Below are 22003 nucleotides of genomic sequence, written 5' to 3' on the forward strand. Positions count from 1 at the left end.
CGCTCACTTCCTGGCCAGGGGCCGGATCACACCGAGCCGCTGGGTGGCCCGGGTCAGCGCCACATACAGGTCGTTGACCCCGTGCGGCGCGGTGGCCCGGATGCCGTCCGGGTCGGCCACCAGCACGGTGTCGAACTCCAGCCCCTTGGCCTGCCGGGGGTCGAGCAGCACCACCGGCCGGGTCAGGTCGGGGACCGGCCCGTACGCCGCCTCCGGCAGCGCGGCGGCGAGCGCCGGCAGCAGGGCGGCCGGCGCGATCACCGCGAGCCGCCCGGCACCGGCCCCGTCTTCGCCTCCGTTCCCGTCCTCGTCCTTCCTCGCGCCGGTGGGCTGCTCCCGGCCGACCGCCGCCGCCACCGCGCCGGGCAGGTCCTCGGCGGCCGCCTCCCAGGGCGGTACGCCGGTGGAGCGCACCGAGCGGGGCGGCTCGAACCCCGGGTCGCCGGCCCGGCGCACCTCGGCGGCGACGGCCATGATCTCGGCGGGCGTACGGTAGTTGACGCCGAGCCGCACCCGCTCGTAGCGGTCCCCGACGTACGGGGCGAGGATCTCGTCCCAGGAGCCGAGCCCGGCCGCGTCGCCGGTCTGGGCCGGGTCTCCGACCAGGGTCATGGAGCGGGTCGGCACCCGGCGCATCAGCAACCGCCAGGCCATGGCGGAGAGTTCCTGCGCCTCGTCCACGATGACATGGCCGAACGCCCAGGTGCGGTCGGCGGCGGCCCGCTCGGCGGCGGTGCGGTGGTCCAGCTCCTCGTGGCGCTCCGCGAACCGCTCGGCGTCGATGATGTCGTGAGCGGCCAGCACCTCGGACTCGGCGTCCTCGAACTCGTACGTCCGGGAGGCGTACGACACGTCCAGCACGCCCTGGGCGTACGCGATCCGCTGGTTCTTCCGGCGCAGGGCCGCGGCCTTCGCGGCGGTGTCGTCCTCGCCCAGCAGCTCCGCCGCCTCGTCGAGCAGCGGCACGTCGGCGGGGGTCCAGTCGGCCTCGGCGGTGGTCTCGCGGCGGACGAACTCGGCCTCGCCGTCCGGGAGGTAGCCGTCCGGGGCGGCGAGGAAGTCCGCGACCAGCCGCTTCGGGGTCAGTGTCGGCCAGAGGGTCTCGACGGCGGCGTGCACCTCCGGGCTGGCGGCCACCTCCTTGCCGATCTGCACCACGTCGGACCGGTCGAGCAGGTTCTCGCCGCCGAACGGGTCGGCGCCCAGCCGTTCCACCAGCTGGTCGGTGAGGGCGTCGATGATCCGGAAGGCGAACCGGGGGCGCGCCAGATTGTGCGGCAGCCCGGTGCCGCGGGCGTCCCAGCGGGCGTCCTCGGCCATCTCCCGGTCGAGCAGCAGGGTGCCGTAGTCCTCGTGGTCGATCTCCAGCGGCGCACCGGTCTCCGGTACGGCCTGCCGGTCGCGGACCACCCGGGCCAGCACCTCCGCCATGGTGGCGCGGCCCTTGATCTCGGCGGCCTCCGGGGTGTCGGTGCCGGTGGCGCGGACGCCCGGGAACAGTTCGCCGGGGGTGGCGAGCAGCACCCCGGTCTCGCCGAGCGCGGGCAGCACCTCCCCGATGTAGTCGAGGAAGGCGGGACCGGGACCCACGATGAGCACCGCCCGGCGGGCCAGCAGCTCGCGGTGGGCGAAGAGCAGATAGGCGGCCCGGTGCAGGGCGACGGCGGTCTTCCCGGTGCCGGGGCCGCCCTCCACGACCAGCACGCCCTGGTGCGGCGCGCGGATGATCCGGTCCTGCTCGGCCTGGATGGTCTGGACGATGTCGCTCATCCGGCCGGTGCGGGCGGCGTCCAGGGCGGCGAGCAGCACCGCGTCGGCGTCCCGGTTCTCGTGGCCGGTCCGGGTGGGGTCGCGCAGGTCGAGGATCTCGTCGTGCAGGGCGGTGACCTCCCGCCCCCGGGTGGTGATGTGCCGCCGGCGGCGCAGCCCCATGGGCGCGTGGCCGGTGGCGAGGTAGAACGGCCGGGCGACGTCGGCGCGCCAGTCGATCACCAGCGGGGTGCGGTCGTCGCCCTCGCGGATGCCGATGCGCCCGATGTGGTGGTCACGGCCATCCCGGAATTCCAGCCGGCCGAAGCAGAGCCCGTTCTCCCCGGCGTCGTACGCGGCGAGCAGCCCGGACTGCTCGGCCACCAGCACCTCCCGCTCCACCAGCGCCTGGCGGTTCTTCCCGACCTCCTTGCGCGCGGCCTTGACCGCCCGCTCCGCCTGGTCGCGCAGGGCGTCGAGGCGCGCGTAGAGGCCGCTGATGAATCGCTGCTCGTTCCGAAGTTCGCCGGCCGCCTGATCCCCGGTTGACAATTCGACTCCTGAAGCGCTACATTGCCGTTATCGACTTTCCGTCGCGGTTTTCTGTGTCCGCATACGGAAACGTCCAATATACGCGAGGATTCACGAGAATTCACCCCGGCCGCCCATGGTGGCGCCGGGGTTTTTGTTTGCCCTTTCACCCCGGGATACCGGCCGCGCTCCCTGCCACCGGCGCTTGACCCTGACACCTGCGGCAGGGTCGCACGATGACCGGCATGAACACCGACAAGAGCGGGAGCACCGCGGCGCGGGGCAGCGGGGTGGTCGTCGTCACCGGGGCCGGCACGGGGATCGGCCGGGCCACCGCCCGCGCCTTCGCCGCCGGCGGCGCCCGGGTGGTGGCGGTCGGACGGCGGGCGGAGCCGCTCCGCGAGACCGCCGCCGGGCACGGGCCGATCACCCCGCTGACCGCCGACATCACCGCCGAGGGCGAGCCCGACCGGATCGTCCGGGCCGTGCTGGCGGCACACGGCCGGCTGGACGTGCTGGTCAACAACGCCGGGATCGTCCGCGGCGGCGCCCTCGGGACGCTGACCCCGGAGGCGATCACGGCGCAGCTCGCCACCAATCTGGTCGCCCCCGCGCTGCTCTCCCAGGCCGCGCTGCCCGCCCTGGAGCGGTCGGGCGGAGTGATCGTCAATGTCAGCACCTCGGTGGGACAGCGGGCCTGGCCCGGCAACGCGGTCTACGCGGCGACCAAGACCGCCCTTGAACTGCTCACCCGAAGCTGGGCGGTCGAGCTGGCACCGCGCGGGATCCGGGTGGTCGCGGTCGCCCCGGGCGCGATCGACACTCCCATCGGTGAGCACCAGGGACTGACCCCGGAACGCCGGGCGGCGGTACGGGAATGGCAGCTGGCGCACACCCCGCTGCGCCGGATCGGCCGGCCCGAGGAGGTGGCCTGGGCGATCACCGGACTCGCCGCCCCGGGTGCGTCGTTCATCACCGGAGTGGTGCTTCCGGTCGACGGCGGGGCGGTCGTGGCGTGATAGGGCTTGTCCGGGAGGTGGCTGGAATGCGGATCGGTGAGCTGGCGGAGGCGACCGGGGCGACCGCCCGTGCGCTGCGGCACTACGAGCAGGCCGGGTTGATCTCCTCGGAGCGGGCAGCCAACGGCTACCGCGTCTACGACCGGTCGGCGGTGGTGCGGGTCCGCAATGTCGGCCATCTGCTCGCCGCCGGGCTCACCCTGGACGATGTGCGGGTGTTCCTGCCGTGCCTGGACGGCGATGTGGCCGCCGCGCCGCCCTCGCCGGCGGGGCTGCGGGTCGCGCGGGACCGGCTGGCCGTCCTCGACCGGCGGATCGCCGCCCAGACCGAGACCCGCGACCGGCTGGCGGCCGCGCTCCGGGAGGCGACCGGCAGCGGGATCCGCCCGGTCGCCTGAGCGGCCCCGCCGGACCCGGGGCCGGATCCGCCCGGTCGCCCGAACGGAGCCGCGGGACCCGGGGGCCGAATCCACCTGGGGTACGGGGACACGGGCCCGCCGCCCCGGGGCCGGGTCCACCCGCAGCCCGAGAGGACACGGGCCGACCGCGCCCGGCCCGGCGCCGGATCCGCCCGGAGTACGGGGACACGGGCCCGCCGCCCCGCCCCGGCCCGCCGCCCCGGCCCCGGCTCCGGCCGCTCAGTCCAGCACGTCCGCCAGTTCCTCGCGCAGCCGCCGGCCCGAGCGGGCGCCGACCATCGAGCGCACCGGCTCACCGGCCCGGAACAGCAGCAACGTGGGCGTGGCCAGCACCCGGTGGCGCAGGGTGGTCTCCGGATTGGCGTCCACATCCAGCCGGACGACCTTCAGGCGCTCCCGCTCCTCGGCGGCGAGCGCGCGCAGCACCGGCGCCAGTTGACGGCAGGGCGAGCACCACGCGGCGGTGAACTGCACCAGCACGGGCCGGCCGGCCGCCAGCACCTCCGTACCGAAGTTCGCGTCGGTCACCTCGATGACACCGGCCGTATCGGTCGCGTCGGACACAGCCGGTGCGTGGACCGCGCCGGTCACATCGAGACGGGTCGTACTCATTCCGCTTCTCCCTCTCTTCCCCCGAACTCGAACGCGCAGCGCGGTTCGGGAACTCCGGTCGCCAGGGCCAGCCGGGCGGCCACCTCGTCGCGCACCGAGTGGAGCCGGCCGATCAGCTCGTCCAGCTCCGCGAGCTTGCGCCGGTAGACCGCCACCGACGCGGAGCAGGAGTCGCCCGCCGGGTGTCCGGCGCGCAGGCACTCCACGAACGGGCGGGTCTCCTCCAGCCCGAAGCCGAAGTCCTGGAGGGTGCGGATCTGTTCCAGCAACCGCAGGTCGTCCTCGTCGTAGGTGCGGTGCCCGTTCTCCGCCCGCCGGGCGGGCAGCAGTCCCAGGGACTCGTAGTACCGCAGGGCTCTCGCGGTGGTGCCCGCCCGCTCCGCCAGCTCTCCGATGCGCATGCGGAGAACGTACGACCTGACGCGGACGTCAGGGCAAGCCCGGCCTCCCCACCCCACCTTGCTCTTAGTTTATTTCGACTATACGATCTCGACCATGCCGCGACGCACCCTCGACAACCCGCTGGTGCTCACCGTCCTCGGACGCCTGCTGGAAGAGCCCGCGCACCCCTATCAGCTCTACGCCGACCTCCGGAAGCGCGGCGAGCACCACGCCGCCGTCCTCAACCGGGGCTCGCTCTACAACGTGGTCGACGCCCTGGCGGCGGCCGGCTGGGTGGCCGCCACCGGCCAGGAGCGCGCGGGCAACCGCCCGGAGCGGACCGTCTACGCGCTCACCGAGGCGGGCCGCGCCGAGCTGGTCCGGCGGCTCGACGCCCATATCCGCACCCCCGAGCGGGAGTTCTCCGCGTTTCTGGGCGCCGTGAGCCATCTCGGCGCCCTGGGGCCGGAGGGCGCGGTGGCCGCGCTCACCGAACGGTCCCGCCGGCTCCGCGAGCGGACGGCGGCCGACGCCGAACGACTGGCCGGGGTGCTGGACTCGGGGGTGCCCAGGCTGTTCGTCATCGAGGCCGAGTACGCGCTTCACCAGGACCGCGCCGAGGCGGAGTGGGTGGACGCGCTGGCCGACGAGATCCGGGCCGGCGGCCTCCCCTGGCCCGCCGGTTCTCCCGCCTGAAACCACGCGCTTGAAACCACGCGCCTGAAAAGGAGAGTGCCCATGGCCCTGCTCTTCGGCATCTACCCGGGCGGCGTCTCCGGTGACGACACCGGGGGACTCGCGGTGGGTCCGCCGGACGACCCGGAGCGGATCACTGCGGCGCTGGACGAGCTCCAGGGCCGTCCGGACCGCCCCTTCCTGGTCCGCGCCTACCTGGCCTTCACCGACGCCACCCGCCCCGGGACCCACCACCCCACCGCCGCCCCCGCCGGGGCCGCCCGGTACGCGGCCCGGGGCCGGCGGCTGGACCTGGTGGCGCAGTACCAGTCCCGCTCCGGCGATGTGGCCGGCTACTGCGCCTGGCTCCGCGAACTGGTCGACCAGTACGGGGAGATGACGGCCACGCTCCAGGTGACCGAGGAGCCGAACGTCACCGGGAATCCCGCCCTGGACGGCGACTGTCCGGAGGTGGCGGAGGCGATCGTGCGGGGCGTCTCGGCCGTCAAGGCCCGCGCCCGGGAGCGGGGCCTGGACCACCTGCGGGCCGGCTTCAACACCACCCCGCTCTTCGGGCCGGCCACCTCCTTCGTGGCCGGGCTCACCGAACGCGGCGGCCCCGCCTTCGTCCGCGACCTGGACTACGCGGGCCTGGACTTCTTCCCGGACGTCTTCCGCCCGGTGGCCCCGGCCGGCCTGGCGGAGGCGGTGGCGGGACTGCTGCGCCACCACCGGGAGGCGGTGCTGGACCGGCCGGCCTGGGCGCGCTGCCGCTCCACCTCACCGAGCACGGCTGGCCGACGGGCCCGGACCGCTCCCCCGCCCGGCAGGCCGAGGTGGTCAGCACCGTCGTCCGTACCGCCGCCGCCCTCGCGGCCGAACTGAACCTCGCCGGCTACACCCACTTCGCCCTGCGCGACGCCGACAGCTCCCGCCCGGGCCTCTTCCACCAATTCGGGCTCACCACCGACGACTACACCCCCAAGCCCGCCTTCGCCGCCTTCCGCGACCTGGTGGCCGAGCACGGCTCCCCCACGACCCCATTCTCATACCGGTAGAGTGAGATCGGTATAGTTATTGGACACACAGAAGAGGCCCGCCATGATCGAGATCCTGAACTCCGCGCGGCTGGAGCGGGCGAGGGACACCGGCGCCCTGGTCGGAACCATCCTGCACACGCTGAAGCAGCGCAGCACGGTCGGGACGAATCTGCTGGACATCGACCGGTGGGCCAGGGAGATGATCACCGAGGCGGGAGCGCGGTCCTGCTATGTCGACTACGCGCCCTCCTTCGGGCGCGGCCCGTTCGGGCACTACATCTGCACGGCCGTCAACGACGGGGTGCTCCACGGGAAGCCGCACGACTACGCACTGGCGGACGGGGATCTGCTGACCCTCGACCTCGCCGTGGCCAGGGGCGGGGTGGCCGCAGACGCCGCGATCAGCTTTCTGGTGGGCGAGGCCAGGCCGGCGGAGAGCGTCGCGATGATCGAGACGACCGAACGCGCACTCGCCGCCGGCATCGCCGCCGCCAGGCCCGGGGCGCGCGTCGGTGACCTCTCCCACGCCATCGGCACGGTCCTCGGCGAGGCGGGCTACCCCGTCAACACCGAGTTCGGAGGCCATGGCATCGGCTCGACCATGCACCAGGACCCGCATGTCGCGAACGCCGGGCGGCCCGGCCGCGGATACCAGCTGCGTCCCGGACTGCTGCTCGCCCTGGAGCCCTGGGTCATGGCCGACACCGCCACCCTCGTCACCGACGCCGACGGCTGGACACTGCGCAGCGCGACGGGCTGCCGGACCGCGCACAGCGAGCACACCATCGCCATCACCGAGGACGGAGCCGAGATCCTCACCCTGCCCCCGCGGGCACGAGCGTAGGAAAGCCCGCACCGCCGCCTCCTCACCCGACGCCGGATCACCTCGGGGTGCCCGCCGCCGTCGGCCGGGGCGATTGTCGGTCCCCGGTGCGAGACTGCGTGCCATGACCGACATCACCGGCCCCAAGCCGAAGGCAGACCTGCACCGTTATCTCCAGACCGCCCGCGAGGCCCTGTTGTGGAAGCTCGACGGGCTCTCGGAGTACGACGTCCGCCGTCCGCTCACGCCCACCGGCACCAATCTCCTGGGACTGGTGAAACATGTGGCCAGCGTGGAACTGGGCTACTTCGGGGACACGTTCGGGCGCCCGTCCGGCGAACCGCTGCCCTGGTTCGCGGACGATGCCGAACCCAACGCGGACATGTGGGCCACCGCCGACGAGTCGCGCGAGCGGATCACCGGCCTCTACCGCCGTTCCTGGCAGCACGCCGACGCCACCATCGCCGCCCTGCCGCTGGACGCGCCCGGCCGTGTCCCCTGGTGGACGGCCGGACGGGACGAGGTCACCCTCCACCAGATCCTGATCCATATGATCGCCGAGACCCAGCGGCACGCGGGCCACGCCGACATCGTCCGGGAGCTCATCGACGGAGCGGTCGGCCTGCGCGACGGCAGCGACAACATGCCGGAGGGCGACCGCACCTGGTGGGAGGAGTACCGGAACCGCCTGGAGCGGACCGCCAAGGAGGCCGGCACCGTCTGACCGCGCGGGGCACCGGACGAAAGGCACGGGTCCCGGGGGCGTACACCCCGGAAGCCGTACGCACCGGAGCCCCCGTGCCCCTGCGACGACAGGGGTACGGGGGCTCCGGTGTCCGGCGGGCGGGCGTCGCCGCGCTCCGGCGGGCGCCCGCGTCCGGAAGGGGTCAGCCGCGCGGGCGGCGCGGGAGGAGCAGGGCGACCAGTACGGTGCCCGCGCCCAGGACGATCGCGCCGACCAGGCTGGTGTGGGCGACCGCGTCGGAGAAGGCCGAGCCCACGGCGTCCTTCATCTGCCGGGCGCCCTGGACCAGGCCCTCGGCCTGCGCCTTGAGCTGGGCCGCCTGGCGGGGGTCGGTCACCTTGGCCGCCTGCTCCATGAGGCCCTGGGCCTTCTGGCCGATGCCCTGGGCCACCGCGTATCCGGCGCCGACGGAGTCCTGGGCGGTGTCCAGCGCGTCGGCCGGCAGCTTGGAGCCGGCGGTGGCGTCACCGAGCTTGGCGGAGTACGAGGAGGCCAGCACCGAGCCGAGGATGGCGATGCCCAGCGAGCCGCCCAGCTCCAGCGAGGTGTCGTTCACCGCGCCGCCGACGCCCAGTTCGGACTCGGGGAAGGCGCCCATGATGGCGTCGGTGCAGGGCGAGAGCGCCAGCCCGATGGCGAGGCCGAGCACGATCAGCGGGGCCACGAAGTCGCCGTAGCCGGAGCCCGCGTCCACCCGGGTGAGCAGGGCGAGCGCGAGGGTGCCGAAGGCCATGCCGGCCGAGACGGTGACCTTCATACCGAGGCGCGGGGTCAGGAAGCCGGTCAGCGCCGAGCCGACGAAGACCGCGCCGGCCAGCGGCAGCATCCGTACGCCGGTCTCCAGCGGGTTGTAGCCGAGCACGAACTGGAGGTGCTGGGTCAGGTAGTAGAACGCGCCGAAGACCGCGAGGAAGAAGAGGGCGACGGCGAGGTTGGAACCGGCGAAGGCCCGGTCCACGAAGCGGCGCACATCGAGCACCGGGCTCGGGTGGCGCAGCTCCCAGCCGACGAAGGCGAGCAGCCCGACACCGGCGACGATCGCCGCGCCCACCGCCTTGGCGTCCCAGCCGAAGTGCGGGCCCTGAATGATCATGTAGACCAACGCGCCGACCCAGATCACCGAGAGGACGCCGCCGACGTAGTCGATCCGGTCGTGGCGGCCCGCCCTGGACGGCGGTACGAGGGTGAAGGCGCCGATGACGGCGAGCACCGCGACGGGCACATTGATCAGGAACGTGGACGCCCAGCCGTGGTTCTCCAGCAGCGCGCCGGCCACCAGCGGGCCGGCCGCGATGGCGATGCCGGCGGTCGCGGTCCAGAGCACGATCGCCTTGGCCCGCTCGGCGCGCGGGAAGGTGGCGGCGAGCAGGGAGAGCGTGGCGGGCATGATCATGGCGGCGCCGAAGCCCATCACCGCGCGGGCCGTGATCACCCCGGCGGAGCTGTCCACCAGTGACCCGGCCACCGAGCCCGCGCCGAAGACGACGAGCCCGAGGACCAGTGCGCCGCGCCGGCTGTACTTGTCGCCGATGGCACCGAGCAGCAGCATCAGCGCCGCGTACGGGACGGTGTAGCCGTCGATGACCCACTGGAGGTCGGAGCTGCTGAGCCCGAGGTCCTGGGTCATGTCCGGGGCCGCGACGGTCAGGGCGGTGTTCGCCATGACGATGATCAGCAGGCTCAGACAGAGCACGCCCAGCGCCCACCAGCGCCGTGAGTAGGGCCGGTCCATGGTGTCGACCGGCTCGTTCAGGACGAGGCGCATCAGCCTGGTCTTCCTTCCGTCTCGCTCACACGTTGCACAGCGCTGTGCAAGTACACATGAGTGTGCAATTTACGCTCCTGCACAGCCGTGTGCAAAATATGGGCGTGACTTCTTCCGGAAGGGCCGACGCGAACCGGCGTCGTATCGAGCGGGTGGCACTCACCGAGCTGCTGCGCGACCCGGACGCCTCCATGGACCAGATCGCCCGCGCCGCCGGGGTCGTGCGGCGGACGGTGTACGGGCACTTCCCCAGCCGGGACGCGCTGATCGCCGCCCTGGTGGACAGCGCCGTCGACTCGGTGGCGCGGGCCCAGGCGGCGGGCGTGGCGGGGGCGACCGGGCCGGCCGAGGCGATGGCCCGGGCGACGCTGCGGGTGTGGGAGATCGCCGACGGCTACCGGCTGCTGGTGTCACTGGCGCAGCGGAGCCTCACCATGGAGGGCATCCTCGACCGGCTCGCCCCGGTCCGGGCCGCCTGTACGGAGGTGCTGCAACGGGGCCTGGACGCGGGCGTGTTCGCCTCGCCACTGCCGGCCGGCGCCCTCGCCTTCGTCCATGAGCAGCTGCTGTTCGGGCTGATGGAGGCGGTGAACCAGGGCGCCCTGCCCGCCGAGGGCGCCGGCCGGGCGGCGGCCACCACCGCGCTGATCGCCGCCGGTATGCCGGCCGGCCGGGCGACCGCCCTGGTCGCCGCGCTGCCGGCCGGTGACGACGAGGACACGGGGGCGGCGGAAGCCGGAGCCGTGGCAGCGGAAGCGGGTGGGTCCAGGGGCGGCGGAGGCTGAGGCCGAGGGGGCGACCGGCGGCTGGCCCGCGCCAGCGCCCTGTCCGGGCCCCGCCCGCGCCACGGGCCGGATGCCCTCCCGCCGGACGGACGCCCGAGCGGAGTCGTACACCGTCGTCGGCGTGCACCGTCGTGGGGCGTGCACCGTCGTAGAGCGTGCACCGTCGTTGGCGTGCACCGTCGTAGAGCGTGCACCGTCGTTGGCGTGCACCGTCGTTGGTGTACGCCTCGGAGCCGTACGCGCTCGGGGACGCACCCCGCCGGAGACCACCCCGGGCCGGAGGCTCACGTCTCCGGGGCGGTACGTCCCCGGGACTGTACGTCCCCGGGGTCAGCCGGCCACCGGGCCGCCGGGGGCCGGTTCCGGGGGCTCCGGCACCGGGCGGGCCCCCGGCTTGTCCGCACCCGCGCCCGGGTCGCCACCCGCACCGGCTTCCGCACCGGCACCGGCGGGAGCGCCCACCGGGGCCTCCCCACGCGCCGCCGGCACCGAGGGCGCGGGGCCGGCACGCTCAGTGGGGCCGGCCGAAGCGGGCGGCGCCGGGGACGCGGCTGTCAGCAGATGGCCCGCCGTGGCCCCGGCGAACCGGCGGTGCCAGCGGGCGAGAGGCGCCGGCGCCCACCAGTTGGCCCGGCCGAGCAGACACATCGCGGCGGGCACCAGCACGCCCCGGACGAGCGTGGCGTCCACCAGCACCGCCAGGGCGAGCCCCAGGCCCAGCATCTTGAGGATCGTCAGCCGCGAGACGACCAGGGGCAGCAGCGCCAGGGCGACGACCAGGGCGGCGAGGCTGATCACCCGGGAAGTCCCCGCGACCCCGGCCACCACCGCGCCCCGCAGCCCGCGCCCCCGCGCGTACTCCTCGGTCACCCGGCTCAGCATGAACACCTCGTAGTCGACGCTCAGCCCGAAGGCGATGGCGAACATCAACAGCATGACGGGCATGATGAGTTCGCCGGTGGCGGTGTCGGCACCGAGCAGCGGGAGCAGATGGCCGTCCTGGAAGACGAAGACCACCGCACCGAAGCTGGCACCGAGGCTCAACACCCCCACCACGATGGCCTTCAGCGGCAGGACGAGCGAGCCGGTCAGCAGGAAGAGCAGCACCGTCACGGCGAGGGCCGCGCAGCCGGCCGCCCACGGCAGCCGGGCGGCCAGGGCGCGCTGGGTGTCGATGTGCCGGGCGGGCTCGCCCGAGACCAGATGACCGCCGGGTGAGCGCAACGCGCGGACCTCGTCCACCAGTTCGGGATCCTTGGAGCGATCCTCCCCGGCCACCACCTCCAGCCAGGTGGCGCCCGGCGCGGTGTAGAAGACCGGGTTGCCGACCGGACCGGAGACCCGGCGGCCGTCCCGGTAGGTGCCGGTCACGCCCTCCACCACCGCCACGTGCGACAGCGTCGAGACCCGGCGGGCGAAGGCGTCGAGCCGGGCCTCGTCCGCCAGCGCGTCGGTACGCGGCAGGACGACCTGGAGCGCCCGGTTCCAGGGCAGCGCGAACTCCTGGTCGATCTTCCGGGCGACGGCGTGCGACTCGGCGTCCCGGGGCAGCACCCGGGCGTCGCTCGGTCCGAACCGGACATGGGTGAACGGCAGCAGCAGACAGCCGAGCAGCACCGCGGCCCCGGTGCCGAGCAGCAGCGGCCGGGCGGTCACCACCCGGGCGATCCGGGTCCAGGAGAGAAACCGCGCCGGCCGCCCGCCGCCCCGGTTCCGGCGCGGTCGCCGCCGGCCCACCCGTTCCCCCAGCAACAGCAGGGCGGCGGGGAGCAACAGCATGGTGGCGGCGGCCGCCAGGCTCACCACGATCACCCCGGCCACCGCGAGCGAGCGCAGGAAGGGCAGCGGGAAGAGGAACAGCGCCAGCAGGCTGAGCACAATGGTGCCGGCCGAGAACAGCACGGCGTGGCCGGTCGTCCGCATCGCGGTGACCGTGGCCTCGCGCACCGGCGCCCCGGCGGCGAACTCGTCGCGGTACCGGGTGACCACGAAGAGCGCGTAGTCGACCGCGAGCCCGAAGCCCAGCGCGGTGGCGATGTTGGGCGCGAACACCGACACCGGCTGGACCAGGGCGACCAGCCGCAGGGCGGCGAGCGTGCCGGCGACGGCCACGCCCCCGACGACGGCGGCGAGCAGCGCGGCGGCGACCGAGCCGAAGGCCAGCCACAGTACGAGCATCACCAGCGGTACGCCGATGAGTTCGGCCCGCACCAGGTCCGAGGCACTGAACCGGGAGACCTCCGCACTGACCCAGGCGGCCCCGGTGGCGGAGACGTCCAGCGGCCCGTGCCGGCCGGTCAGCTCCGGCACCAGCGACCGGCCGATCCCGGCCGCGTCGGCCTCCGTACCGGCCAGTTCGAGGGTGACCAGCGCCACCCGGCGGTCCCGGGAGAGCAGCCGGGCGTCCCGCTCGGTCCAGTACGAGAACACCTGCCGTACGCCGGGCCGGGCGGCGATCCCCTCGACCAGCCGCAGCCCCGCGTCCGCCATGGCCGGGTCGTCGGCGTCCCGCTCGGTGCGGACCCGCAGCACCACATCGGGCAGCCCGGCGCCGAAGCGCTCCCGCAGCTCGGCGTCGGCGCGGGTGGCCTCGGTGCCCGGGGTGACGTAACCACCCGGCGAGAGACCCAGCGGTACCAGGAGCAGCACGGCGCCCATGAGCAGGGCGGCGAGCAGACCGCTCAGCACCACCCGCCGGGGATGGCGCAGCACAAGGCGGAGCGCGCGGGGCGCACGCCCACCGCGCACGGTCGGCGTGGGCGCGGCACGCGGAGCGTCGGCACTCATCGGCGCTGTCTTCCTCACTACTCTTCACCACGCAAGGCAGTCGTTCGAACACAGGGAGTCACACATGTTCAAGGCATCACCGCTCGGCCGCGCCGGGCAGCCCTCCGGTCCGGCGCTGCGCCGGGCGCTCCGGGCGGCGGCGGCCGGCGGGGCCGCGCTGCTGGCGGTCCTGGGCACCCAGACGGTGACCTCGCCGTCGGCGGACGCCGCGTCCGCGCACGTGAAGTGCTCCGCCCGTACGCTCCCGGGGCAACCGATCCGCATCAGCCCGGCCGTCAACTCCCGCACCAAGGCGGTGCGGGCCGAGGGCACCGTCGTCCTGGAGAACTGCACCTCGCCCGACCGCAGCCAGCGGGTGATCCGCTCCGGGCGGCTGACCTTCTCGGGGAGCGCCACGGCCAGCTGCACCGCGGCCCGGGACGTGCGCGGCAGCGCCACGGTGACCTGGTACGACGTCAAGGGCGGCAAGGTCGGCACCTCGACGGTGGTGCCGCGCCCGGGCTCGGGCGCGGCGCTCAACACTCCGCTGTCCGGCAGCGTCAGCAAGGGCCGGATGGCCGGCTCACCGGTGCGCGCCACGGTGCGGCCCACCAGCGACGTACGTGGCTGTGGCAGCAAGGGCCTGTCCTCCGTACACGGCAAGGGCAACGTCTCCTTCGGCTGACGACCCGTCCGGCCCGCCCCGGTGACGGCGGGCCGGCCCCGGGGCCGAACGCGGGGCCGGAACCGAACCCGGGACCAGGGCCGAATCCAGGTCCGGGACCAGAGCCGGAACCCCGTCCGGGCCCGGGGCAGCGGTGGGGCCGGTGCCCCTGACGGGCGCCGGCCCCACCGCTGCCCGGCCGGCCCACCGACGCGGGGTTCGCGTCCCGCGTCCGCACGGGCGGGAGGACTCGGGAAAGCCCCCGAAAGCGACCAAAGGCGCCAATCGGGAGATCAGCTGACGACCGCGCCCTGAAGGAACCACGAAAGAACCGGGCGCGACAACTTCCGCGCCCTCCGGTGTCACCCGATTGCCGGTCGCACACGCGTACAAGTGGGGTCCCGGAGCGCCGGAGGGGCCGCCGCCCCGCCCACGCACCCCGGGCACGCCAGGAAAGCCGGGTGGGCGGCGCTCGTCGCGCACTACCCACCCGGCCCCGTGGCTCGTGAACCGTGGCCTGTGGCCCGTGGTGTGGACCCAGGGTGTGACCCCTCAGACCTGCGCCGGACGCTTCTCCTCCGGCACGTCCGGGCCGTCGCCCCCGGCACCGGGAGCGGTCTCGGCGGCGCTCCCGGCCGGGCGGCCCCCCTCGCTCTGCTCGCCCTCGCCCTCACGCCCGTGCTCGTGCTCGTGCCCGTGCTCGTGCTCGTGCTCGTGCTCGTGCTCGTCCATCAGGGTGCGCTCGTCGAAGGGCACCCGGCCGGCCAGCACCGCGGCGGCCCGCTCCTTGTCGATCTCCTTGGTCCAGGTGCCGACCAGCACCGTGGCGACGGCGTTGCCCGCGAAGTTGGTGAGGGCCCGGGCCTCGCTCATGAACCGGTCGATGCCCACGATCAGGCCCACCCCGTCGACCAGGGCCGGCTTGTGCGACTGGAGGCCGCCGGCCAGGGTGGCGAGACCGGCGCCGGTGACGCCCGCCGCCCCCTTGGAAGCGATGATCATGAAGACCAGCAGCGAGATCTGCTCCCCCACCGACAGCGGATCGCCCATCGCCTCCGCCACGAACAGCGAGGCCATCGTCAGATAGATGGCGGTGCCGTCCAGGTTGAAGGAGTAGCCGGTCGGGACGGTGATGCCGACCACCGGCTTGCTGACGCCCAGGTGCTCCATCTTGGCGATCAGCCGGGGCAGCGCCGACTCGGAGGAGGAGGTGGAGAGGATCAGCAGGAACTCCCGGGCCAGATACTTCAGCAGCCGCCAGACGCTGACGCCCGCGAACAGCCGGAGCAGCGCGCCCAGGACGACGAAGACGAAAATCACACAGGTCAGATAGAAGCCGAGCATGATCACGGCCAGCGACTTCAGGGCGTCCACCCCGGTCTCGCCCACCACGGCGGCGATGGCGCCGAAGGCACCGACCGGGGCGGCCCACATGATCATCGCCAGGATGCGGAAGACCAGCCGCTGGAGGTGCCCGATGCCCCGCAGCACCGGCTCGCCGGCCCGTCCCATCGCCTGGAGCGCGAAGCCCGCGAGCAGCGCCACCAGCAGGGTCTGGAGCACCTCGCCCTCGGTGAAGGCGGAGACCAGGGTCTTGGGGATGACGCCGAGCAGGAAGTCGGCGGTGCCCTCGCTCGCACCCGCCGCCTGCTTCTCGCCGGCCGCCGCCACCTCCTTGGTCAGATGCAGGCTCGCGCCGGGCTCCAGCAGATTGCCGACGAGCAGGCCGATGCCGAGCGCCACGGTGGACATCACCATGAAGTAGCCCAGCGCCAGACCGCCGACCGCGCCCACCTTGGCGGCCTTTCGCACCGAACCGACCCCGAGCACGATCGTGCAGAAGATGATCGGCGAGATCATCATCTTGATCAGGTTGACGAAGCCGGTGCCCAGCGGCTTGAGCTCCACGGCCACCCCGGGCGCGAGGAAGCCCACGGCGATGCCGAGCAGCACCGCCCCGATCACGGCCAGATACAGATAGTGGGTGCGGTCCCGTCGTGGGCCTGGCACGGCTCGTACGGTCACGGGGTTCTCCTCGATACGGCGTTACGGCATTGCGGCTCCCGGCGCCCCGGCGCCCCGGTGCCCCGGTGCCCCCGGCGGACGGACCGCCGGACCAGTGGAACGGTGGCCGGTTGACCGCCGGACCGGTGGACCGGCGGCCGGTGGGGGCGCGTCCCGGCGTCCCTCCGAGCCGGCGTCCCGGCGTCCCCGCGGGCCACCGGCGTCGGCGTCGGTGGATCCCGCAGACCATCTCGCACCCTGTGACCCGGGTCACGATTGCGTGCGTTTCGTTCACGCGATTTCCGGCCAGGCACACTTGCCGCATGCCTCTGGTCCGCCGTCTCTTCCGGCGTCTCCCCCGGCCCCGCAGTCTCGCCGGGCAGCTCTTCGCCATGCAGGTGGTGCTGGTGGCCGCCGCCGTGGCCGGCTGCGCGCTCTTCACGTACGTCTCCGATCTCGACCAGGCGGAGGAGACCGCGCGCCGGCAGACCACCGCCACCGCCACGGCCGTGGCGCACTCCCCCTCGGTGGCCGCCGCCGTCCGGTCGGCCGACCCGGCCGCCGTGCTGGCCCCGTACGCCGCCTCGCTGATCGGGGACACCGGCGTCACCTTTCTGGTGGTGATGGCCCCGGACGGCACCCGCTGGACGCACCCACAGCCGGACCAGGTGGGCCGGACGTACATCGGCCACCGGGAGGCCGCGCTGCGCGGTGAGACGTACTCGGAGACGTACGAGGGCACGCTCGGCCCCTCGGTGCGGACCGTGACCCCGGTGTACGGCGGCGGCGACGGGGGACGGCGGGTGGTCGCCCTGGTCAGCGCGGGGATCACGGTGGACCGGATCAGCGCGCAGGTGCGCGGGCAGCTGACGGCGCTGGCGGTGGTGGCGGGCGGGGTGCTGCTGGCCGGCGGGCTCGGCACCTATGTGATCAACGCCCGGCTGCGGCGCCACACCCATGGGATGAACGCGGCCGAGCTGAGCCGGATGCACGACTACCACGAGGCGGCCCTGCACGCGGTGCGGGAGGGGCTGGTGATGCTGGACGGCCGGCGGCGGATCGCGCTCCTCAACGACGGGGCGCGGGAGCTGCTGGGACTCGGCCCGGACGCGGTGGGCGCCCGGGTGGACGAGCTGGGTCTGCCGCCGTCGCTGACCGGGGCGCTGCTGGCGGCCGGGGACCGGGTGGACGAGCTGCATCTGACGGCCGACCGGGTGCTGGTGGTCTCGACCCGGCCGGTGGTAGGCGGCGAGCGGCGCGGCACGGTGGTGACGCTGCGGGACCACACCGAACTCCAGGCGCTCTCCGGGGAGCTGGACTCGGAGCGGGGCTTCACCCAGGCGCTGCGCTCCCAGGCGCACGAGGCCGCCAACCGGCTGCACACGGTGGTCTCGCTGATCGAACTGGGCCGGGCGGACGAGGCGGTGGAGTTCGCCACCGCCGAACTGGAGCTGGCGCAGACCCTGACCGACCGGGTGGTGGACGCGGTCGCCGAACCGGTGCTCGCCGCGCTGCTGCTGGGCAAGGCGGCCCAGGCCAACGAGCAGGGCGTGGAGCTGGTGCTGGCCCCGGACAGCCGGATCGACGACGGGGTGCTGCCGGCCGCGCTGCCGGCCCGGGACCTGGTGACCGTGCTGGGCAATCTGATCGACAACGCCCTGGACGCCGCCCGGTCGACCGCCGCCGCCCGGGTGACGGTCACCGCCCGGGCCGAAGGGCGGGAGCTGCTGCTGCGGGTGGCGGACAGCGGGCCGGGCATCGGAGCCGGTGACCACGAGGCGGTCTTCGAACGCGGCTGGTCCACCCGGGGCGCCGGGCGCGGTCTGGGCCTGGCGCTGGTCCGGCAGGCCGCGCACCGGGCACGGGGCTCCGTGGAGCTGGGCGAGGGACCGGACGGCGGCGCCCGGTTCACCGTACGGCTGCCGCTGGAACCCGCGGGAGCGGACGCGTGACGGCCGGGGCCCCCGGGACGGGGGCGGTGCGGGTGCTGGTCGTGGAGGACGATCCGGTGGCGGCCGACGCCCACGCGCTCTATGTGGGCCGGGTGCCCGGCTTCCGCGTGGTGGGGGTGGTCCACTCCCGGTCCGCCGCCGCCCGGGCGCTGGAGCGGACCCCGGTCGATCTGCTCCTGCTCGACCTCTGTCTGCCGGACGGGCACGGTCTCGGGCTGCTCCGCTCGCTGCGCGCCGCCGGACACACCGCCGATGTCATCGCGGTCACCTCGGCCCGGGACCTGGCGGTGGTGCGGGAGGGCGTGTCGCTGGGCGTGGTGCAGTACGTGCTCAAGCCGTTCACCTTCGCCACCCTGCGGGACCGGCTGGTCCGGTACGCCGAGTTCCGCGCCGCCGCCGGGGAGGCCTCGGGCCAGGAGGAGGTGGACCGGGCGCTCGGGGCGCTGCGGGCGCCGGGCCCGGCCGCGCTGCCCAAGGGGCTGTCCACGCCGACCCTGTCGGCGGTGACCGGGGTGTTGCGGGCGGCGCCGGAGGGGCTGACGGCGGCCGGCGCGGGGGCGGCGGTGGGCATCTCCCGGATCACCGCCCGGCGCTATCTGGAGCATCTGGTCACCGCCGGGCTCGCCGCCCGGAGCCCGCAGTACGGGCAGGTGGGCCGGCCCGAGCTCCAGTACCGCTGGCTGGGCTCGGCCCGGTGAGCCGACGGGCCCCGTCCCGGGCAGGCTCTTGGGCCCGGGGGCCGTCCCGGGCCTCCCGGGTCGGGGACCGTCCCGCGAGCTATCGTCCTGGGCCCGGGATTCGGGGCCGCACAGGGCGCGGGAACAGTCCCGGGGACGGGCCCCGGGGCAACCCCCGTCGTGGGCGCGGAACGGTTCCGCCGGTGGGTCCTGTGGCCCGGGGCCGCACCCCGGGGGACGGCACGGGCCTCGTCCTGGCCGGGCTCCCGGGGCCTGGGCCTCGGCCGCGGGAAGCCCCCGGCGCTCCGGGCCCGGACCGGGGCTCCCGGGAGGAGGCGGGCCCGTACCAGGACCAAGCGCCGAGGTCGGACCGGGCGCCGGGCGTCAGGTGCTGCGGGCGCCGGGGCCTCAGTCGCCGGGGACGGACCCGGGGCGGGGGTCGAAGCTGAACGACTGGCCGGCGCCGTCGGCCGCGCAGGGTTCCTGGACGGCCGCCGCCCCCGGCGCCCGGGAGGCGCGGGCGACCGTCAGACAGAGCCCCGAGTGGGCCGAGCGGACCCGGTACCCGGGCGCCGTCCGGCCGGCCGGGAACGGCTCGATGAAGAACTGCTCCCGGGCGCCACGCGCCCCGCACTCCTCGTCCACCAGCGGGGTGCCCGCCGGACCGGTCGCGGAGACCGGGAAGCCCGCGCAACCGCCGCCGGGGCCCGCGCCGTCCGCCCGGATCCGCCAGCGACCGCCGCCCAGCGGGACCAGTGCGTAGCGCGGCACGGCGGCCGGGTCGCACGGGAGCTGGCGGATCACCCCGGCGTCCTCGCCCGGGCGCTCGCCCAGGCAGAGCCCGGAGTGGACCGCCCGCACCTCCACCGGCCTGGCCTCCGGGGCGGCGGCCGGCCGCCGGCCCGGCTCGTGGTCTGGCCGGCGGTGGCCGTCACCGCCCCGGACGAACGAGATCACGGTGGTGACGGCCATCAGCAAGGCCAGGATCCCGGCCAGCGGAACGAAGAGCCGGGCCCCGCGCCAAGGCCCCCCATGCGCGGTGGCCGGGCCGGCCGCCGGAGAGGCGAAGAGGGCCGGACCGCCGGCCGCGTCCGTGGCCGAGTCCGTGGCCGAGTCCGTGGCCGAGTCATCCGCCGGGCCGGGGGCCGAGCCGCCCGCCGGGGTACCCGCCGTCGGAGCGGCGGACGGGGCCCGGCTGCCGGCCGGACCGCCGGCCGCGTCCGTGGCGGGACCGCCCGCCGGGCCGGTGGGCGGCGTGTCCGCCGGACCGGTGCCGGAGGTGCCGCCCGAGGCGGTCGCCGGGCCGGTGCCGGAGGTACTGCCGGAGGTGGTCACCGGGCCGGTGGCCGGATCCCTGGCGGGAGTGTCCGCCGGGCCGCCCGCCGGGGCCGCGAGCGGGTCGCGCTGGGCCGGTACCCGGGGCATCCCGCCCGGCCGGGCGGGGGGCCGGGCGGCCGGGGGCGTGCCGGGGTCCGCCGCCGGGCCGGCCCCCGGATCCGTACGGCCACCGGCACCACCACGTCCATGACCACCGCCCTCGCCACCGTCACGGCCGTGGCCGCCGTCACCACCCGCGCCACCGTCACGGCCGTGACCGCCGTGACCGCCGCCGGAAGGCCTGTCGTCCGGTCCGGCACCGCCCTCACCACCGGACGCCGCGCCGGGGTGTCCGGCCTCCGGGCGCCCGTGCCCGTCCGGTCCGGGGCCCGGCAGGGGTGCCCGCCCGCTGCCCGACGCCGGATCCGTACCGGCGCCCGGCACGGATGCGCGACCGGCCCCCGCTGCGGGGCCGCCGGTGTCCCGTGGGTCGGGAGCTCTGCCTCCCGCCGCCATGCGCCTTCCCCCTCACGTCCGACCGGCTCCCGCACCTGAGCGGGCCATGTCCGGGGCAGCCGCCAGCCTGGTCGAACGGGCGCACCAACTCAAGAGGCTGGAGAGGCAATTGCGCGGCCGGATCCGGCGGCCCCGCACGACGAAGCGGCCCCGGCCGCCCGGCGCGGAAGCCTTCCGCGCGGACATACCGGGACCGCTCGTCCCATCCCTGTGCGCCATCCCTGTGCGCCATCCCTGTACGTCTCCCGCCGGACCGGCCGGCCGGAAGCCGGGCCCGACCGGCGGACCGGCCGCCGACCGGTCCTCGGCCCGCCCCGGCGGCACCCGCACCGGACCGTACGCGGCCGACCCACCGGCCACCGGACAGCGCTCCCGGTCCCGACGCCCCGTCGGGCCGCGCGGCCCCCGGCCCCGGGTGCCACCACCCGCAGCCGGCCACCGTGTCACCGAGGCCGACCACGGCGGCCGGCCACCACGGCCCGGCCACTCGCGTTCGGTCCCCGCGGCCGGTCAGAAGACCGACTCGGCCTCGTACATCCGGTCCTCCGGGACCGTCTTCAGCCGGGTCACCGCGTCGGCCAGCGGCACCATGTGCACCTGGGTGCCGCGCAGCGCCGTCATCCGGCCGAACTCCCCGCGGTGCGCGGCCTCGACCGCGTGCCAGCCGAACCGGGTGGCGAGCACCCTGTCGTACGCGGTGGGCACGCCGCCCCGCTGGACATGGCCCAGGATCACCGGGCGGGCCTCCTTGCCCAGGCGCCGCTCCAGCTCGGCGGCGAGCCGGTTGCCGATGCCCTGGAAGCGCTCGTGGCCGAACTGGTCGATGGCGCCCTTCTCGTACTCCATCGAGCCCTCGGCCGGGTGCGCGCCCTCGGCCACGCAGACCACGGCGAACTTCTTGCCGCGCGCGAACCGCTCCTCGACCATCTTCACCAGGTCGTCGACCTCGAAGGGCCGCTCCGGCAGGCAGATGCCGTGGGCGCCGCCCGCCATGCCGGACTCCAGGGCGATCCACCCGGCGTGCCGGCCCATCACCTCGACCACCATGACCCGCTGGTGCGACTCGGCGGTGGTCTTCAGACGGTCTATGGCCTCGGTGGCGACCGTGACGGCGGTGTCGAAGCCGAAGGTGCGGTCGGTGGCGGAGATGTCGTTGTCGATGGTCTTCGGCACCCCTACGACCGGCATGCCCGCCTCGGACAGCAGCCGGGCGGCGGTCAGGGTGCCCTCGCCGCCGATCGGGATCAGCACGTCGAGGCCGTACCGCTGGCGCAGCTCCTCGCAGTTCTCCGAGGCCTCGCGGAGCCGGGCGCGCTCCAGCCGGGCGGAGCCGAGTATGGTGCCGCCGCGGGCCAGGATGCCGCTGACCGCGTTGAGGTCCAGGGGCCGGTAGTGGCCGTCGAGCAGGCCCTTGAAGCCGTCCTCGAAGCCGATGACCTCGTCGCCGTGACCGGTGAGCGCCCGGTGCACGACCGACCGGATCACGGCGTTGAGGCCGGGGCAGTCGCCGCCTGCGGTGAGAACTCCGATGCGCATCGTGCTCCGTCTCCTGCTCGTGATGGT

General features: G+C 74.9%; 17 protein-coding genes and 1 pseudogene. 10 read left to right on the plus strand and 8 right to left on the minus strand.

The features are described 5' to 3' along the window. Positions 1-3 precede the first annotated feature (3 nt). Positions 4-2301 (minus strand): HelD family protein, encoded by a 2298-nt coding sequence (locus tag NX801_RS00440; RefSeq protein ID WP_258784691.1) that lies wholly within the window; start codon positions 2299-2301, stop codon positions 4-6. Between the two features lie 215 nt (positions 2302-2516). Between NX801_RS00440 and NX801_RS00445 the strand changes: the two genes are divergently transcribed. Together NX801_RS00445 and NX801_RS00450 are read left to right on the plus strand one after the other, a co-directional pair. After that, positions 2517-3299: an SDR family NAD(P)-dependent oxidoreductase gene (locus NX801_RS00445; protein ID WP_258784692.1), complete on the plus strand. Its 783-nt coding sequence runs from the start codon at positions 2517-2519 to the stop codon at positions 3297-3299. A gap of 26 nt (positions 3300-3325) precedes the next feature. Further along, entirely contained in the window at positions 3326-3697 is a 372-nt protein-coding gene (locus tag NX801_RS00450; RefSeq protein WP_258784693.1) for a MerR family transcriptional regulator, read from the plus strand. Between the two features lie 240 nt (positions 3698-3937). Here the strand turns inward: NX801_RS00450 and NX801_RS00455 are convergent, their stop codons facing one another. After that, positions 3938-4330: a thioredoxin family protein gene (locus tag NX801_RS00455; protein WP_258784694.1), complete on the minus strand. Its 393-nt coding sequence runs from the start codon at positions 4328-4330 to the stop codon at positions 3938-3940. After that, positions 4327-4731 (minus strand): MerR family transcriptional regulator, encoded by a 405-nt coding sequence (locus tag NX801_RS00460; protein ID WP_258784695.1) that lies wholly within the window; start codon positions 4729-4731, stop codon positions 4327-4329. The genes NX801_RS00455 and NX801_RS00460 overlap by 4 nt, the downstream gene beginning before the upstream one ends. A gap of 94 nt (positions 4732-4825) precedes the next feature. Between NX801_RS00460 and NX801_RS00465 the strand changes: the two genes are divergently transcribed. From NX801_RS00465 to NX801_RS00480, 4 genes and pseudogenes are all read left to right on the plus strand, one after another. Then, positions 4826-5407, plus strand: coding sequence for a PadR family transcriptional regulator (locus NX801_RS00465; protein WP_258784696.1), 582 nt, complete (start codon positions 4826-4828; stop codon positions 5405-5407). 42 nt (positions 5408-5449) lie between these two features. Beyond that, positions 5450-6444: pseudogene (locus tag NX801_RS00470) on the plus strand (hypothetical protein). Between the two features lie 43 nt (positions 6445-6487). Then, the gene (map, locus tag NX801_RS00475; protein ID WP_258784697.1) at positions 6488-7270 is read left to right on the plus strand and encodes a type I methionyl aminopeptidase; all 783 of its coding nucleotides are present in this window, start codon (positions 6488-6490) and stop codon (positions 7268-7270) included. Positions 7271-7382: 112 nt separating this feature from the next. Beyond that, positions 7383-7973, plus strand: coding sequence for a DinB family protein (locus tag NX801_RS00480; RefSeq protein WP_258785190.1), 591 nt, complete (start codon positions 7383-7385; stop codon positions 7971-7973). 163 nt (positions 7974-8136) lie between these two features. On the opposite strand, the gene NX801_RS00485 is transcribed toward NX801_RS00480, so the two are convergent. Continuing rightward, entirely contained in the window at positions 8137-9759 is a 1623-nt protein-coding gene (locus tag NX801_RS00485; RefSeq protein ID WP_258784698.1) for an MFS transporter, read from the minus strand. Between the two features lie 98 nt (positions 9760-9857). On the opposite strand from NX801_RS00485, the gene NX801_RS00490 reads away from it, so the two are divergent. After that, positions 9858-10544 (plus strand): TetR/AcrR family transcriptional regulator, encoded by a 687-nt coding sequence (locus NX801_RS00490; RefSeq protein WP_258784699.1) that lies wholly within the window; start codon positions 9858-9860, stop codon positions 10542-10544. A gap of 330 nt (positions 10545-10874) precedes the next feature. Here NX801_RS00490 and NX801_RS00495 read toward each other — a convergent pair whose 3' ends face one another. Then, positions 10875-13331, minus strand: coding sequence for an MMPL family transporter (locus NX801_RS00495; RefSeq protein WP_258784700.1), 2457 nt, complete (start codon positions 13329-13331; stop codon positions 10875-10877). Between the two features lie 64 nt (positions 13332-13395). Here NX801_RS00495 and NX801_RS00500 point away from each other — a divergent pair, with 64 nt between their 5' ends. Beyond that, entirely contained in the window at positions 13396-13995 is a 600-nt protein-coding gene (locus NX801_RS00500; protein ID WP_258784701.1) for a hypothetical protein, read from the plus strand. A 531-nt stretch (positions 13996-14526) separates the two neighbouring features. On the opposite strand, the gene NX801_RS00505 is transcribed toward NX801_RS00500, so the two are convergent. Continuing rightward, positions 14527-15999: a cation:dicarboxylate symporter family transporter gene (locus tag NX801_RS00505; RefSeq protein ID WP_428986028.1), complete on the minus strand. Its 1473-nt coding sequence runs from the start codon at positions 15997-15999 to the stop codon at positions 14527-14529. A gap of 302 nt (positions 16000-16301) precedes the next feature. Here NX801_RS00505 and NX801_RS00510 point away from each other — a divergent pair, with 302 nt between their 5' ends. Together NX801_RS00510 and NX801_RS00515 are read left to right on the plus strand one after the other, a co-directional pair. Further along, complete coding sequence (locus NX801_RS00510; RefSeq protein WP_258784702.1) at positions 16302-17930, plus strand: sensor histidine kinase; 1629 nt, start codon at positions 16302-16304, stop codon at positions 17928-17930. After that, positions 17927-18628 carry a response regulator gene (locus NX801_RS00515; RefSeq protein ID WP_258784703.1) on the plus strand — a complete coding sequence of 234 codons (702 nt, stop codon included), beginning with the start codon at positions 17927-17929 and terminating at the stop codon, positions 18626-18628. Before NX801_RS00510 ends, NX801_RS00515 begins: the two co-directional genes overlap by 4 nt. A gap of 387 nt (positions 18629-19015) precedes the next feature. On the opposite strand, the gene NX801_RS00520 is transcribed toward NX801_RS00515, so the two are convergent. Both NX801_RS00520 and NX801_RS00525 read right to left on the minus strand, forming a co-directional pair. Further along, positions 19016-20032, minus strand: a complete 1017-nt coding sequence (locus tag NX801_RS00520) for an RICIN domain-containing protein (RefSeq protein WP_258784704.1) — start codon at positions 20030-20032, stop codon at positions 19016-19018. Between the two features lie 918 nt (positions 20033-20950). Beyond that, entirely contained in the window at positions 20951-21976 is a 1026-nt protein-coding gene (locus tag NX801_RS00525) for an ATP-dependent 6-phosphofructokinase (protein WP_258784705.1), read from the minus strand. Between the last annotated feature and the right edge of the window lie 27 nt (positions 21977-22003).

Source organism: Streptomyces pyxinae (genome assembly GCF_024756275.1).
GTDB lineage: Bacteria > Actinomycetota > Actinomycetes > Streptomycetales > Streptomycetaceae > Streptomyces > Streptomyces pyxinae.